The following is a 15,841-nucleotide window of genomic DNA, read 5'->3' as shown; positions in this document are numbered from 1 at the left end:
GAATTTCCCCATACCTTTTATCGTTCGGGCAAATGTCCTGATATAACTTTACAGCCATCTGAAAACTGTGTCATACTTATGAAATCACTGGGATTGCGTTTTCTGCCAGATGATTTTGGCGGAAAATTGTATGCAAAGGTGGATAGCCTGGATATCATAAAAAATCCTTTGGCAGAAGGGACTAAGTTTACTTTTCTGCTTAAGCTGAAAAACAATCTGTTCGAAAACATTACTGACCTCAATACCATCAAACCGGCTGGTAGTCATTACTACTTCAATAACCTGAGCTCAAATTTATTAGCAAGTGAACCATTACTTGTTGCAAATAAAACCAAAAAAATTGTCTCTGAAGATGATTTAATTCCATTTGTAAGTAATGCCTTTTCTTTTGTCCATAATAGTAATCTTGCAACTCAAACCGGAAAACTAGAATTTTTAGACAGCGGTGAAAGTTTACAGCAACAACTGGATAACTCCAATAACGTATATAATTTTTCTTTTGATCTTAATAAGTCAACCGGAGGTCGGACGCGCTTTTTAATTGAAGGGACCGAAAAGGCATCTTTTTATTCAATCAATCCCCGTGAAATTTCTGATGTATTTGGAGTAATCGAAATTTTTTACAAAGGCAATTTGAGTTCAGCCTATCAATTTCAAAATAATGATCATTCGATCAGCACAAAAAATTATAAAATTCCATTTACAAATCGCTCAACAAAATGGAGATATATCATTACCAAACAATATAACTCGTCGATAACAACAATAAATGTAGCTAAAACGAATGGTTCATCTATAGATTTTACATTGCTGGGAAGCTCACCACCAGGTAAATTTATTTTTACTTCCAACAATGTATTACCACTTAAACAAGAACCAATTACGGGGATTAAATTGACAGACAGCACAAATAAAGTGATCATAGCCAATTTACCAAATCCTCCTTTAAATCTCATAAGAACAGAAGGTTCTGATACTTTCTCAGATATTTTAATCACAATCTAATTAAAAACCTACCAACATGGCAGATGTATTTAAAACCCCCGGGGTCTATATACGTGAGATCCCAACGTTTCCACCTTCCGTAGCTGAAGTGGAAACTGCTATTCCCGCATTCATCGGTTATACTGAGAAAGCAACTTTTAACGGTAAAGATCTTACGCTGTTACCCCAGCGAATTAGTTCATTGCTAGAATATGAACAATTGTTTGGTCTGGCCCAGAAGGAAACAGCATTTACTGTAACCATTACAGACACTACCAATAGTGATTCTTCAGTTGCAAGAACAATCTCAATTGATAAGGCAGCCGCAACGAGTTCAAGGTTCAAACTATACTATGGGCTGCAGATGTATTTCGCCAATGGAGGAGGTCCGTGTTACATAGTGTCAGTCGGCCAATATCCTTCTTCAGCCCCTTCTGACGCGGATATTGCGTCTGGGAAACTTAAAGAAGGTTTAGATGCAATTGCAAAAGTTGATGAGCCTACTTTACTGCTTTTCCCTGATGGACCTTCTTTAGATTCATCAAGCTATTATTCACTGATTAATCAGGCTCTAAATCAATGTTTTCTACTTCAGGACAGATTTACGATTATTGATGTAATACAGCAAAAGGGCACCCCTAACGACATTAACAGCTCAGCGGATGATTTTAGAAATGCTGCAACCTTGGGCAGCAACCTGGATTTGATAAAATATGGCGCTGCTTATTTTCCTTATCTGGAAACGATATTAAACTATCGCTTTGAAGACAATGACGTAAACGTAATTTACAAAACGGTTGCTGGAGGAGTAACAACTACCCAAACTGTCGAAACTCCTGCTAGTGATCCGGGAAATATTAGCCTGGCAAGTATTCTAAATCCGCTGTCTACTTTAAAAGAATCCATAAAAACAGGTCTTAATCTTCAGAAACCTCCTGCAACCGTACCAACATCACCTGTTACTCCACCAGCAGTTACGGGCAATACAGAACTCTACAATCTTATCAAGCTCCAGCTTCAAAAAATAACCATTGTTATGCCACCTTCATCAGCAATTGCAGGTATTTATGCTGCTGTTGACAGCTCAAGAGGTGTTTGGAAAGCACCTGCCAATGTTTCACTATCTTATGTAAATGCGGCATCGTTAAAGATTTCTCATCAGGATCAAATGTCATTAAATGTTGATCCTACTTCAGGTAAATCAATAAATGCGATAAGGTATTTTACAGGTAAGGGAGTGATGGTTTGGGGAGCCAGGACATTGGCGGGCAATGACAATGAATGGCGGTATGTCCCAGTGCGCAGGTTCTTCATTTTTGCAGAAGAATCTATCAAAAAAGGGACCGAATGGGTTGTTTTTGAACCAAACGATGCCAATACCTGGGTGAGGGTAAGGGCCATGATCGAAAACTTCCTAATTAAACAATGGAGGGCAGGAGCGCTCGCAGGTGCTAAACCGGAACACGCATTTTTTGTTAGGGTTGGTTTAGGTGTAACCATGACCGCACTTGACATATTGGAGGGCAGAATGAATATTGAAATTGGCATGGCCGTAGTACGTCCGGCAGAGTTTATCATTCTCAAATTCTCTCACAAACTTCAGGAATCTTAATTAATCAGCTTTAAAAGCTCATCTAAAACAAAATAAAATGGCAACTTATCCACTACCAAAGTTTCATTTCCAGGTTGACTGGGGCGGAACCAAAATTGGCTTTACGGAAGTAAGCGGATTAAATATCGAAAACAAACTGATTGAATATCGTGACGGAGCATCGCCAGAATTCAGTAAAATTAAAATGCCCGGTATGAGGGAATTTAGCAACATCACACTAAAAAGAGGGGTTTTTGCTGCAGATAATGAGTTCTATCAATGGTTAAACACGATAAGTCTTAATACTGTTGAAAGGCGGGATGTAGTTATAAAACTACTTAATGAAAATCATGAACCTGTAGTAACCTGGAAAATTAAGAACGCCTTTCCAATTAAAATACAAAGTACAGATCTAAAGGCTGACGGAAGTGAAGTTGCTATTGAACAACTTGATCTGGCCCATGAAGGACTTACTATACAAAATGGTGATTAACCTATAATATTATGAGTTTAATCAGTGGTATCATTGATGGATTAATCTATCCACCTGTTGGCTTTCATTTTCTTGTTGTATTTGAAATGTTCCCGCAAACGCCTCAGGATGTGCGTTTCCAAAGTGTAAGCGGATTAAGTGCAAGTATTACAACAGAAACTGTGGCCGAAGGCGGGGAGAACAGGTTTAAACATCAGTTTCCCGGCGTTCCGCAGTACAACAAACTGGTATTGAAACGCGGATTGTTTTTAGGGTCTTTTGTAAGTCACTGGTGTCGGGACAGCATCGAAAATTTTAATTTTCAGCCAAAAAACATTCTTGTGAGTTTATTGAACGATAGTCACATACCGCTAAACGTATGGCATGTTTTTAATGCCTACCCAACCAAAATTGATATCTCTGAATTCAATGCAGAACAAAATACAATGGTAGTAGAAACATTAGAGTTAACCTACCAGTATTTTAAACCTATGGGGCTCGATGATTTGTTAATGGGGGCTGTAGGCGCCGTTGGGGGCGCAATAAGCGGAGGTATCTCTGGATCTGTAAGTTTTTAGATTATGCCGATTATAATAAACGAAATCGAAATCTCTGTATCTGTTTCTGATGATGCTTCTTCTTCAGGGGCTCCTCCGGGCAGCAATACTCCTTCAAAAGAAGAAATCATTAAAGAATGCGTAGAGCAGGTTATGGAAATCCTTAAACAAAAAAATGAACGCTGAACATGGGAATTCTTGATGCCTTAAATCCCTTTAAGCCTGCTGATAAGCTTAAAATTGAGTCATGGGAGAAAATTGATCGGGCAGGGGACTCGGAGAAAACATTTTCTACATTTATTAATCCTGATGAGATTACGCTTAATTATACTGTTCTATCAGAGCAGAATCCTGCAAGTGGGGCAACAGGTAACGCTGGGCCGTTTCTTGGCACTACGCCATTTGAAGTTACATTAAAGTTTTTTTTAGATGGCACAAATGCCACAGGAGTTCCCTTGGATGTTAAAGATAAGATTATTGAATTTTATCAAACTACAGGATATGATGGTAAAGGGCATAGGACTAGATTTCTCCGTATAAATTGGCCAGGTTTAATTTGGTACAGAGCCAATCAGTTTGCATTTGATTGTATCTTAAAAACAGCAAATATCCAATACAAATTATTTAATAACGGTGGTAAGCCACTCCGGGCAATTATTACAGCAACTTTCATTGAAAAAAGAGCAAAGGAGCAAATTGAAGCCGAAGAAGATAAAAAATCCGCAGACCTTACCCATATCCGAATTGTAAAGGAGGGGGATACATTACCGGCAATGGTTCATAAAATTTACGGCAATTTTAAATACTATCTGGAAATAGCAAAGGTTAACAATTTGAAAAATTTCAGGGATTTGATACCCGGACAGAAATTGGTCTTTCCACCTTTTGATAAGAATGTAAAATCGTTAGGCAATGGCTGAAGAAAGAATGATTCCTGAAGTTGAGTCGGTTGCTGAGTTCAAACTCAAAATAAACGGCGAAGATCTACCTCAATCGGTAGCCAAGCAATCGGTTTTTGTTACCAAGGTGGTCAATAAGATATCTTCTGCCATCTTAGTTTTTCAAGATGGAGATGCTTCTGACGGAATATTTCCATTAACTGATGGGGATTTATTCAGTCCGGGCAATGAAATAGAAATTGAAGCCGGGGATTCAGACACTACCGTAAATATATTCAAGGGAATTATAATTAAACAATCACTAAAAATAAGAACGGGTATGGCACCGTTGCTTACAGTAGAATGTAGGCACAAAGCAATAAAAACAACGATCGGTCGTAAGAATGCCTATTTTCACGATCTCCCTGATTCGGATATTATCACCAAGATTTTAGAAGATGCCGGTTTTACGGATATCAACATTGAATCTACTGATGTAACCTACAAAGAAATGGTTCAGTACAATTCTACTGATTGGGACTTCATTTTAAGCAGGGCAGAAGCAAATGGCAATATCATATTGACAAACGACGAAAACATCGTTATTAAAAAACCCACGGTTACCGGTGAGGCCATTCTCTCACTTTTACATGGAGCAACAATTATAGAACTCGATGCAGAGATGGATAGCAGAAATCAATATACTTCAGTAATTGGTAAAGCATGGGATATGGCCAACCAGGAAATAGCTGAATCCACAGCCAACGATCCTTCTGATTTAGAAGAGCAGGGGAGCTTTACAACAACAGAGTTAGCTTCAGTTGCCAGCCCCGCAGAAATATCGCTAAACCATTCGGGCTCAATAAATCCACAGGAAACTCAAGCCTGGGCAGATGCAGAGTTGTTGAAATCCAGATTATCGAAAATAAGAGGGAAAGTGAAATTTCAAGGTATTGCGGACATTAATCCGGGCGATGTGGTGGAATTGAATGGACTAGGCCAACGATTTAATGGAAAGGCTTTTGTAAGCGGTGTAAGACACGATTACACCCTGTCAAACGGATGGAAAACACATGCTCAGTTTGGTCATAGTCCTGATTCGTTTATGGAAGAAAACCATATTGTTGCACCAAAAGCCGGCGGATTATTACCTGGCGTAATTGGGTTACATACTGGCATTGTTACCGATAATGAGGACCCTGATGGAGAACAACGTGTTAGGGTAAAAATGCCTTATATCGATGCGAATGATGATGGAGTATGGGCAAGGATAGCCTTAACAGACGCGGGAAATGAAAGGGGAATGTTCTTCAGACCAGAGCTTGACGATGAAGTGCTTCTTGGTTTTTTATACGATGACCCTCGTCAGCCTGTTATTTTGGGCATGCTTCACAGTTCCAATAAGGTTCCACCGATACAACCTTCTAATGACAACCATAAAAAGGGTTACACTTCCCGCGAAAAAATGAAATTGACTTTTGATGATGACATCAAAGAAATTAAAATTGAAACCCCTGGAGAAAACAAAGTATTCATTAGCGATGATAAACAAGGCTTTAGTGTTGAAGATCAGAGTGGAAATAAAATCATTACTGAGCCTTCGGCTATTACAGTAAAAGATGCCAACGGTAATGAAATAAATATAGATATCAATGGAGGATTGATAAAAGTACATGGAAATACAAAAGTAGTGGTGGATGCCCCTCAGATAGAACTGGTTGACGGTGCTTCTCATCCACTCGTATTTGGAGATGAATTACTTACTTACCTAAACCAAATTGTAAACATATACGCCACACATATGCACCCTGGTGAAACCGCGCTGGGATTACCTGTAAGTCCGGCACCACCCGTTCCTCCAATGCCACCAGCTACACCAAGTCTATTATCAGTAAAAGTTAAAACAGGATAATTATGGCCTTAATTCCAGGAACACCCTCAGACCTTGCCGGAAGCATGGCAGAAGCAATTCAGGCTGCTTTTAATGAACATTATCCAGAAGTAATGGGAAAAAAACCACCAGAAGACAACAAACAGATGACCTTACTATGTGTAGCGGTTGCCATAGGGGTAATCAATCATTTAAAAGCCCACCCTGAGGCTTTTATAATCAAGACTAAGTTCAATGATGACACGCTATATAACGCGGTAGTTGAAATTATTTGACCTCTAACATAAAACAAGTACCAAACATTATAAAATTATGGATAAGCTTAAAGATGTATCCGAACTTTCATTTCTTGGAAGAGGATGGAGTTTCCCTCCAACTTTCTCTAAGCAAACCAATCGGGTTTTGATGACCTCCGATGAGGAAGATATAAATAAGAGTTTGGAAATTTTATTATCGACTACCATTGGAGAAAGATTTCTCCAGCCTCTATATGGCTGTAATCTCGAAAATTATGTATTCGAAGCTATGAGTACTTCAACAGAAACTTCAATAAAAATAACTGTGAAAAATGCCATTCTAATGTTTGAGCCAAGAATTAAGTTGTTAATCGTAAATCTTCTTGATGATTTCATTACCGAGGGCAGAATAGATATCTCTGTTGATTACGAAGTTATCAATACCAATACCCGATTCAATCTTGTATATCCGTTTTACCTTAATGAAGCTAATCATAAATTGGCATGAGTGCTAAAGCAATAGATTATAAAGTTATTCTTAAACGCGATGGGCAAACGCAGCAACAGCGAATGCCGGCGTTACTAGATCCTGCGGTTGCGCCTGTCGATCAACGTACAAAAGCAGATTACTATAAGTTTGTACAGGAGATTTCAAAACAGGTCAAGTTTTTTGATATTGATGCGGTTAACAAAAATCTCACAGAAAGTGGCGAATGGGATAGCTTTTTCGATTTAAGTATCGAAGAGATAAATGCAATGGCAAACAACAAATCATTGCCTCCACACCTCGCTTTATGGAACACTTTTATCGAGCTGATGGAAAAACCAAAGGCTTTGATGAATACCCTTACACAGCGTCACCTGGACTTTTACTACCACGATGTTTTAAAACTAAACCAAGCACTACCAATAGCAGATAAAGCGCACGTAATTTTTGAACTTAAAAAGAATACTGAAAATACTTTATTAGCCGCGGGCACATTACTTTTAGCAGGTAAAGACGATACAAAGAAAGACATTGGATATAAACTTGATCATGACCTTGTGGTAAACCCATCGAAGGTGGTTCAGCTCAAATCCCTATATGTTAACCCTGTTAACCGAAATGTTGTATTTCATGCTCCAATAGCAAATTCCAAGGATGGGCTGGGTGCAATTCTAGACCCTGGAAATCCAAAATGGAATGGTTTTGGTAATTCCTCAATGCCATTGGCTCAGATTGGTTTTTGCCTTTCGAGCAGCATTTTGAAAATGAAAGAAGGCACCAGGAGTATTAAAGTATACTTAACGCTAAGAGGGCTTGATGCATCTGCAAAAAATAGCGTACTCACCTCCAATCTTTTTAAGGTGAGTATTACCGGAGAAAAGGGATGGATTGGGCCAAAACTTACTTCAGCAGTAATAACATCATCAGATAATCTCAATTATAGAGTAGAATTTACCTTAAATATAAGCAAAGATGAGCCTGCTGTAATTGTTTACGATAGGGCTGCACACGGCGGAGAATTTGATACGACCAATCCCATATTACAGATTATCGCAAACAATGAAAAAACAGATTTCGGTTATCAGAATCTCATGAATGCCGAACTTGTAGACGCAACTATAGAGGTTGATGTTCAGGGTATTTCTTCAATGGAACTTGAAAACGATTTTGGAACATTAAATCCTAAAAAACCTTTTAAACCATTCGGGCCTTTATCAGAAGAGAATTCTAATTTTTACATCCTTCATGAAGAAACCTTCTCAAAGCGACTTAAAAGCTTTTCCCTTGATGTAGATTGGAAAAATATTCCAGATTCCAACCTGAAAAATTATTTCGCAAATTATGGCAATTCAAATATTAACAATAGTTTTTTCAGTGCATCTGCAGCATTTAAAGATGGTTATTCCTGGAAAAAAAATTACGAATCGGTAAAGCTTTTCAATGCATCAAATGCTCAGTTACAAACCAGCTGGAAATTTACTAACCCCGATTACGCCGTTTTATTTCCATTTTTTATACTTCCACAATTTTATACTCCATATTACATTAATCCAGGTCAATCGGTATTGCAAACAGTAAGCAGTAAAATGTCTTACTTGTTACCAGGATTCTCCAACATTCAGCAAAAAGCTAATTTTGTAAACGCCAAATCGGCCCAAACACTTCAATTATATAAACCTGCGCTTTCATTAATTCTGAATCTTTACAAAGACATCCGTAAAGGCCAATTACATCTTAAACTTGACCATAGTTTCTTGTTTAAAGATTATAGGGAAAAATATACAGCAGAGATTTTAAGATACAGCCTTAGTGGGGGAGACCTTAAGCTCCCTGCCGAACCATTTTCACCGGAAATTCAATCAATTTCTTTAAATTATACAGCAACGACTGCCAAAATTAATTTTAGTGGAACTTCATTAAATGATTATGTTGATGAAGAGATTGAATTTTTTCACTATGGTGCTTTCGGACAGGCTCGGGAACATGCTTATACCCGAAGCAAACATTCATTCCTAAACAATACTTTAGTAAAACTGGTGCCACAGTATAACGCAGAAGGTGAACTACTTATTGGCTTGAGCGATCTATATGCAGAGGATTCCGCAAGTATGCTATTCCAAATGGCCGAGGGAAGTGCAAATCCAGAAAAACCCAAAATAAACTTAGAATGGTGTGTACTTTGTGATAATTACTGGAAAACGCTTACAAACGATGATTTTATCTTTGACACCACTAATGGCTTACTTACCAGTGGGGTTATAAAAATGGTAATTCCAAAAGAAGCTACCACATCTAACACTATTCTACCCGGTGATTTACTGTGGATAAAAGCAGCTATAAAAAAAGATACTGACGGTGTTTGCAATCTTATTGATGTGCAGGCGAATGCGGGGATTGTCATTTTTGATGATCAGAACAATGACCCTTTGCGTTTGGCCAAAGCGCTGCCAGCCAATACAATTACCAAACTAAAAATTGAAACTTCAGCGATTAAAAAAATTACCCAGCCCTATTCTTCCTTTGGAGGTGCTGTGAAAGAAAATGACGCTGCCTATTACACTCGGGCAAGTGAACGTTTGCGCCACAAAGAAAGAACTATTGCCATATGGGATTATGAACGTCTTATTCTGCAACATTTCCCAACTGTTCATAAGGTTAAATGCATCAATCATGCAACTATAGGTTCATTTTATTCACCTGGTAATACTTTAATAGTGGTTGTCCCTGATCTAACCAACCACAATGCGATTGATCCTTTCAAACCAAAAGTTGATAAAAATACACTCGATGAGATCAATACCTTTTTAAGTAAACACTCATCCGCCTGGGCATCTTATCAGGTGGTAAATCCAAGTTATGAACCGGTAAAAGTATCTGTTAGTTTAAAACTAAAAAAAGGCTATGAGTTTAATTATTATCAAAAGGTAATCGATCAGAAACTACAGGAATTTTTATCTCCCTGGATGAACAATACAGGAAATGATATTCATTTTGGAGGTAAAATTACCAAGTCGATGGTCATTAAATTTTTAGAGGACCTGGAGTATATTGACTATCTGACAGATTTTTCTCTCTATAAGTTCTCTCCAAATAAAAGGACCTTCGGGAGAAACGTAGAAGTTGCGGAAGCCTCGAATCCTGCATCTATCTTAGTATCACATACTCAGCATAATATTGTAAGCGATTCATCAAGTTCTTCCATATCACTTTCCAGAACAATGAAACTATTAATCTGACCAAAATAAATCTCTAATTCATGAGTGAAGCACTAAGTATTTCGTCGAAAAAACCGCAAAGCGATGCTTTTGATTATGAAGAACTGCGGAAAGCTGGTATTGGATCTATCGAGAAAACAGGTTCCAATATCTGGACAGATTACAATGTTCATGATCCGGGCATTACCATACTGGAACTGCTTTGCTATGCTATTACCGACTTAAGCTATAGAACCAACAACACCATTCCGGATCTATTGGCCACACCTAAAGATGCAAAAGCAAATATTCTCAAACACTTTTTTTCAGCTTCAAAAATATTCCCAAACAATGCTGTTACCATTAACGATTATCGCAAGTTAATTATCGATATTGAAGGGGTAAAAAATGCTTGGCTACAAAAAAGGAGCATGGGTATATTTGCTGACATTACCCTTAAAAAACTTCAATTTACACAGCCCGAAAGCCTCAAATGGGAACCTGTTGATATACTGGGTTATTATGATATACTTATAGAATTTGACACCAATGTTGCTAATGACAGTAAAGAACTCATAAAATCCGAAATATGGGAATTGCTGATGAAGAACCGAAACCTTTGCGAAGATTTTTTAACCATTAATGAAGTTACCAAACAAGAGTTCAGGCTTTGCACTGAGATTGAATTAAAATCTGATGCTGATCCATTTGATACCCTTGCAGAATTGTTTTTCAATATTCAGCGCTATCTTACCCCACTTATAAAATTTTATTGGCTAAAGGACCTCATCTATAGTGGCTATACTTCTGATGTAATATTTGAAGGCCCATTATTAATTCATGGTTTTATAAAAGAAGAAGAACTTTTAGCTTCTGAGCTGAAAAAGGAAATCCATCTCTCAGATATCATGCAGCAAATGCTTAATGCTTCGGGAGTAAGCAATATCCTTGATATCATCTTTAACCCAACTGATCAAACAAAAGAACTCAATAACAAATGGATAATTCCGGTTAAGAGAGGTAAACAACCTATCATAAACATTTTGGATTCAAATGTACTGATTTATAAAAATGGTATTCCACTCAGGCCTGATATGAACATTATAAAAAACAGATTTGACAAGCTGATGAACGATTATATTACCGGTAATGATCTGGTAAGAACTCAAGATATAGAATTTGATTCAGGAACTTTTGAAGACATAGGAAATTATTATTCTATTCAAAACCATTTCCCTAAAAATTATGGAATAAGCCATTGGGGCTTGCCAGAAAATGCGACTGCAGAACGCGTTGCCCAGGCAAAACAATTGCAAGGGTATCTGTATTTTTTTGATCAGCATTTGGCCAATTCTTTCACACAACTTTCAAATTTGGGCAATCTATTCTCAACAGATACACAGGGGAATACCTATTTCGCAAATCCTGTACGGAGTTTTAAAGACGCAGGCGATATTTTTTTAGATAATGACACGATAGATACCAAACTGCAAGGTGCTGCAGAAGATAAAATTACCTACTACAAGCGTCGTAACTTGTTTCTTGATCATTTGCTCTCCAGGTTTTCCGAATCATTCTCTGAATATGTAAACGTGCTTTATTCGGGATTCACCTCAAACCCTAAAGATGTAATTATTCCTTCTGTCATAAATCCTGAAGATATTGTTCAGGATAAGGCCAATTTTCTAAAAAATTATCCTGAATATAGCTCAAAACGATTCTCCAGCTATCATTATGCTGAACAAGATCAATTATGGGACAGTAACAATATAAGCGGTCTTGAAAAAAGATTGCAGCGTCTGCTTGGATTCGACAACCTGAATAGGCGTAATCTTGTTAACCTGAATACAGAGATTCAACACGGGTTAAACGGATCAGGTAACGACGAGTACTGGTACAGGATAACAGATTTCAAAAATGGAACTATTCTGTTGGAAGGTTCTGAGAAATTTCCTGGAGAAGAAGGTGCTCGTTTTGCACTTGAAGATTCGATCAGTCTGATTTACCAGGCTCAGAATTTGAAAACAATCGATAATGGCGACGGTACATTTTACTATCAGGTTTTAAACGCAGATAAAGTAATAGGTACCAGTACCAAGCTTTATTCCTCTATGAATGATGCAAGTTTGGATCTGCAACAACTGGTTTTACTGGTTACTAAAAACAGAGCCGATGAAGGTATGTTCTTAATAGAACACATGCTTCTGTTGCCTCCTCAGGTCAAAATAATAAATGACCCTTCAACAGAAGCACCCGAATTAATCCCTGACGATGAAGCCGGCTTTATGCCAATTTGTGTTGATGATGGCTGTAAAGACTGTGAAGATAAAGACCCTTATTCATTTCGGATCAGTATTATTTTACCTGCATATACGCCGCGTTTTCTCAACATCGCTTTTAGGCAATATGCCGAAAGAACAATTAGAATGGAAGCCCCGGCACACACTTTTGTAAAGATTTGCTGGGTAAGCAATGAGCAATTAATCACATTCGAAAATGCGTACAAAGAATGGCTGGATGTAAAATCAGGGAAAACAGAAGACACAACAAATACAAAATTAAACGAGTTTGTAACCATTTTAACGGCATTAAGATCTATTTATCCGGTAGCCAGACTCGAAGATTGTAGTAGTAGTGAAGAGCGGACGCTCTTTATGCTAAATCAAAACGCATTGGGAACTCTTAAAACATAAAATATTATGGGTAATGTGCTCGACCAAATTAGTAAAGACAATACCCGCTTTACTATTTTCGAAAATGATCAGGTATTAACGGCAGATCAGTTGAATGATTTATTCAACTATCTGGACGTACAGAACAAATTAACACGAACCAAAGCAATTGGTGTCGGGATTATCTATGGGCTAGAAATAGGGGTAATAGATAACAAACATCTTGTAGTTTCAAAAGGCGCCGCAATTACTACCGATGGCGACCTATTGTATTTCGATTACGACCAGGAGTTTGATCAATATGATGTTTTTGAAGATTTAAACGCCAAATATCCTTATTTTCTTAATGATAGCGATCAGCCCTTACCGATGTTCGAATTAAGAGATAGCCGACAGGTAGGCTCCATACCTGGCAAAGATCTGGCAACGCTTGAAGCAACAACCGGCACTGCATTGAAAGATTATGCAGGTATCTTATACCTGGAAGATTACAACAATGATCCCGATCTATGTACTGGAACAGATTGTGACAACAAAGGCGTTATTGCCGTAAAAGAGCTAAAGATTTTGCTTATCCATAAAAATAATATAGGCGCTTTGCTTCAAAGCATGCCTTCAATGAATAAAGATTATTTTTCACTTGACGACCTCAACATCCCCAGGGTTGTTGTCAATACCGACCTAGATACTTATAAAGAGCTTAACGCATCATTTAATAATGCTTTAGTTGTAAAGGACGATATTATAGCCAAGCTTACTAAAGCTTACCAGGTTTGCAAACTGGTGGTTGAAGATGATTTTGAAGGGGGCGATCCAACAGAGAAGTGGAAAAGCCTACTGGAGGAACAATTTAAGCTGAGTGAGTCCTTTTACGGTCAGTATGTATATGATTATGCCCGCGACATTAGTTATGCCTATAACGAGCTTAGAGAAAGCCTATTTTCTGATGATATGCTGGCCTCACCGGATGTTGATTTATTTCCTAAACATGTATTGATTGGTTTGGTTAGGGATGCAACCTTAAAAAATCCAATACCGGTAATTTTTCCAGATTTAAGAATTCCGCCTATAGGAGAACGACCAGTACTCGAAGCCAGACCAATATCTAATTTGCTTCGCGCAAATATTTTAAAACCAAATAATATCCGGTTCAATTTTGGCATATTGATCAAGCGGTTCAATAAAATACACATAGATTTGGAATATCGCCATCATTTTTACGAATCGCCGATATTGAACAGCGCTAATGATTCAGATGAAGTAACCCGATTCAATTTTATGCGCATACATAGCATGATTAGCAGCTTCAAAGTTCCAAAAGCTGAGGATTTCCGTTCTGTAGATACAGGCCTTAAAATAATACCAAGTCTTTTTGAAGATGCACCACTTGGCGAACGAAGTATACCTTTCTATTACAGCTATAATGCAAGTTTTCCTATAAATCTATACTGGAATTTTAATGCGAACAACCGCAAAAAAGAGAACCAGATTCTATCTTATAATTCAAATCAATACTCCAATGTTGGCGCTACAATTACACCCTTAAAATATAACATCCTTAAATATACTTTTTTCAGGGTAGAAGGGCACATAGGGTTTAAACTTACTGATGTTGAAGCCTCACTTAACAAAATTATTCTGGAAAATAATTTGCCGATAAATATCATATCTGTTCAGGTCGAGAAGAAATTAGAAACAATTCCTCCACGGCCATGGTTTTTCCCGCATTTATATATGTATGAAAAATCGATAAAAAGCACATTTTTTGATAGAATGGATGATGCCGACTCAGTTAACGATGATCTTGTAAAAGTAACAGATGCAGCTACCACATTAATTCCTGCAACTGAATTTAAAACTGCCAGGCAAAATGTTTATGACAATGCTGTAGACATTGGTGATGTAAGGTTTGATTATGTAAAGTACCGTTCTGCAGTATCAAACATCATTACAGCAGCCAGCAATGTTAAAGCACAAACCAAGCAGTTTACCTTTTCAAATACGGCCATTCCACACGATTTTATACTCAATTCCGACATCCTCAGAAAAACGGATGTTATTTCAAGTATCTATCAAAATACAATAATCAAAAAGAAAACCGGGTTAATGCTTGGCAACTTTATGAAAGAAAATCCTGGCTTGGAACATGCCGGTGGTGTATTACGAGGGGGAACATTTGTAATTGTTTACACTGCCGATGATAAGACAGTAGTGGCTGATTTTATGCTTCCTTATGCCAGTATTGATAAGGACGTGGTAAACAACCCGCCAATATATACTCCACTTCCTTTACCATTGCCTCCGGGAACTCCAATAATTCCGAAATTCCCAATAGATCATGTTTTCGAAATTATACCTAATTATACCAAAGACCTTAATCTGAAGCTTGTTCCTTATATCAAGGATATAGATTTAGATGATAGGATCAATGTAAGGGTTAATAAAGGAGTAGAGGAAAGCATTAAGGGCTTGAATATTAAACTCGATGGATTTGATAAACGTTTAAACGAGAATTCGTCTTTATTTACCACAGTACTTACACCAACAAAATTCACGGTTCCTGGTAAAGATTTAGGAATAACAGCAGATTTAGATGCTCTAAGAGCTGCTCAAGATAAGATGGAGCGCCTTCAGGCCGGAACTCCGGAAAGAATTGCTGCTGAAAAAGATTACATTAAAAATGCCAATGTAATTACCGAAAAGCTAGAAAACACGGCAATAACCGGTGATGTAACAAACGCCAGAGATGTAAATGCTGCCTTAGCAGAAGTACAGGGAGGCATCAGCTTAATTAAAGATGAAGCCATAAGAAAAGAAGGTGCCGTCACTGTAGGTAAAGCAAATGTTATTACCAGAGGTTTTAAATTTAATCGCTAAAT

At 37.7% G+C, this 15,841-nt stretch carries 12 protein-coding genes; all 12 read left to right on the top strand.

From position 1 onward, the window contains the following. Nucleotides 1-78: 78 nt before the first annotated feature. Genes N824_RS12620 through N824_RS12570 form a run of 12 tightly spaced genes read left to right on the top strand, consistent with a single transcriptional unit; the run spans nt 79 to nt 15,839 of the window. Nucleotides 79-1,005, top strand: coding sequence for a hypothetical protein (locus N824_RS12620; protein ID WP_048905514.1), 927 nt, complete (start codon nt 79-81; stop codon nt 1,003-1,005). Between the two features lie 16 nt (nt 1,006-1,021). Beyond that, nucleotides 1,022-2,596 carry a phage tail sheath C-terminal domain-containing protein gene (locus N824_RS12615; RefSeq protein WP_048905513.1) on the top strand — a complete coding sequence of 525 codons (1,575 nt, stop codon included), beginning with the start codon at nt 1,022-1,024 and terminating at the stop codon, nt 2,594-2,596. 37 nt (nt 2,597-2,633) lie between these two features. Continuing rightward, complete coding sequence (locus tag N824_RS12610; RefSeq protein ID WP_048905512.1) at nt 2,634-3,068, top strand: phage tail protein; 435 nt, start codon at nt 2,634-2,636, stop codon at nt 3,066-3,068. Between the two features lie 11 nt (nt 3,069-3,079). Then, nucleotides 3,080-3,625, top strand: a complete 546-nt coding sequence (locus tag N824_RS12605) for a phage tail protein (RefSeq protein WP_048905511.1) — start codon at nt 3,080-3,082, stop codon at nt 3,623-3,625. Between the two features lie 3 nt (nt 3,626-3,628). Then, nucleotides 3,629-3,790, top strand: coding sequence for a DUF5908 family protein (locus N824_RS33115; RefSeq protein ID WP_200869872.1), 162 nt, complete (start codon nt 3,629-3,631; stop codon nt 3,788-3,790). Between the two features lie 2 nt (nt 3,791-3,792). Further along, a complete protein-coding gene (locus N824_RS12600) occupies nt 3,793-4,524 on the top strand; it encodes a hypothetical protein (RefSeq protein ID WP_048905510.1) in 732 nt (243 codons plus the stop codon). Beyond that, nucleotides 4,517-6,394, top strand: a complete 1,878-nt coding sequence (vgrG, locus tag N824_RS12595) for a type VI secretion system tip protein VgrG (RefSeq protein WP_048905509.1) — start codon at nt 4,517-4,519, stop codon at nt 6,392-6,394. Before N824_RS12600 ends, vgrG begins: the two co-directional genes overlap by 8 nt. Before the next feature lie 2 nt (nt 6,395-6,396). After that, nucleotides 6,397-6,648 (top strand): hypothetical protein, encoded by a 252-nt coding sequence (locus N824_RS12590; RefSeq protein WP_048905508.1) that lies wholly within the window; start codon nt 6,397-6,399, stop codon nt 6,646-6,648. Between the two features lie 37 nt (nt 6,649-6,685). Next, nucleotides 6,686-7,117, top strand: coding sequence for a GPW/gp25 family protein (locus tag N824_RS12585; protein WP_048905507.1), 432 nt, complete (start codon nt 6,686-6,688; stop codon nt 7,115-7,117). After that, nucleotides 7,114-10,332 carry a baseplate J/gp47 family protein gene (locus tag N824_RS12580; protein ID WP_048905506.1) on the top strand — a complete coding sequence of 1,073 codons (3,219 nt, stop codon included), beginning with the start codon at nt 7,114-7,116 and terminating at the stop codon, nt 10,330-10,332. Before N824_RS12585 ends, N824_RS12580 begins: the two co-directional genes overlap by 4 nt. 20 nt (nt 10,333-10,352) lie before the next feature. Then, nucleotides 10,353-12,983 carry a hypothetical protein gene (locus N824_RS12575; protein WP_048905505.1) on the top strand — a complete coding sequence of 877 codons (2,631 nt, stop codon included), beginning with the start codon at nt 10,353-10,355 and terminating at the stop codon, nt 12,981-12,983. 6 nt (nt 12,984-12,989) lie between these two features. After that, nucleotides 12,990-15,839, top strand: coding sequence for a hypothetical protein (locus tag N824_RS12570; protein ID WP_048905504.1), 2,850 nt, complete (start codon nt 12,990-12,992; stop codon nt 15,837-15,839). The last annotated feature ends 2 nt before the right edge of the window (nt 15,840-15,841 follow it).

Origin of the sequence: Pedobacter sp. V48 (assembly GCF_000523515.1) — a bacterium.
Lineage (GTDB): Bacteria > Bacteroidota > Bacteroidia > Sphingobacteriales > Sphingobacteriaceae > Pedobacter.
The sequence above is the reverse complement of the archived record's forward strand: the minus strand, read 5'-3'. Positions and strand labels throughout refer to the sequence as shown.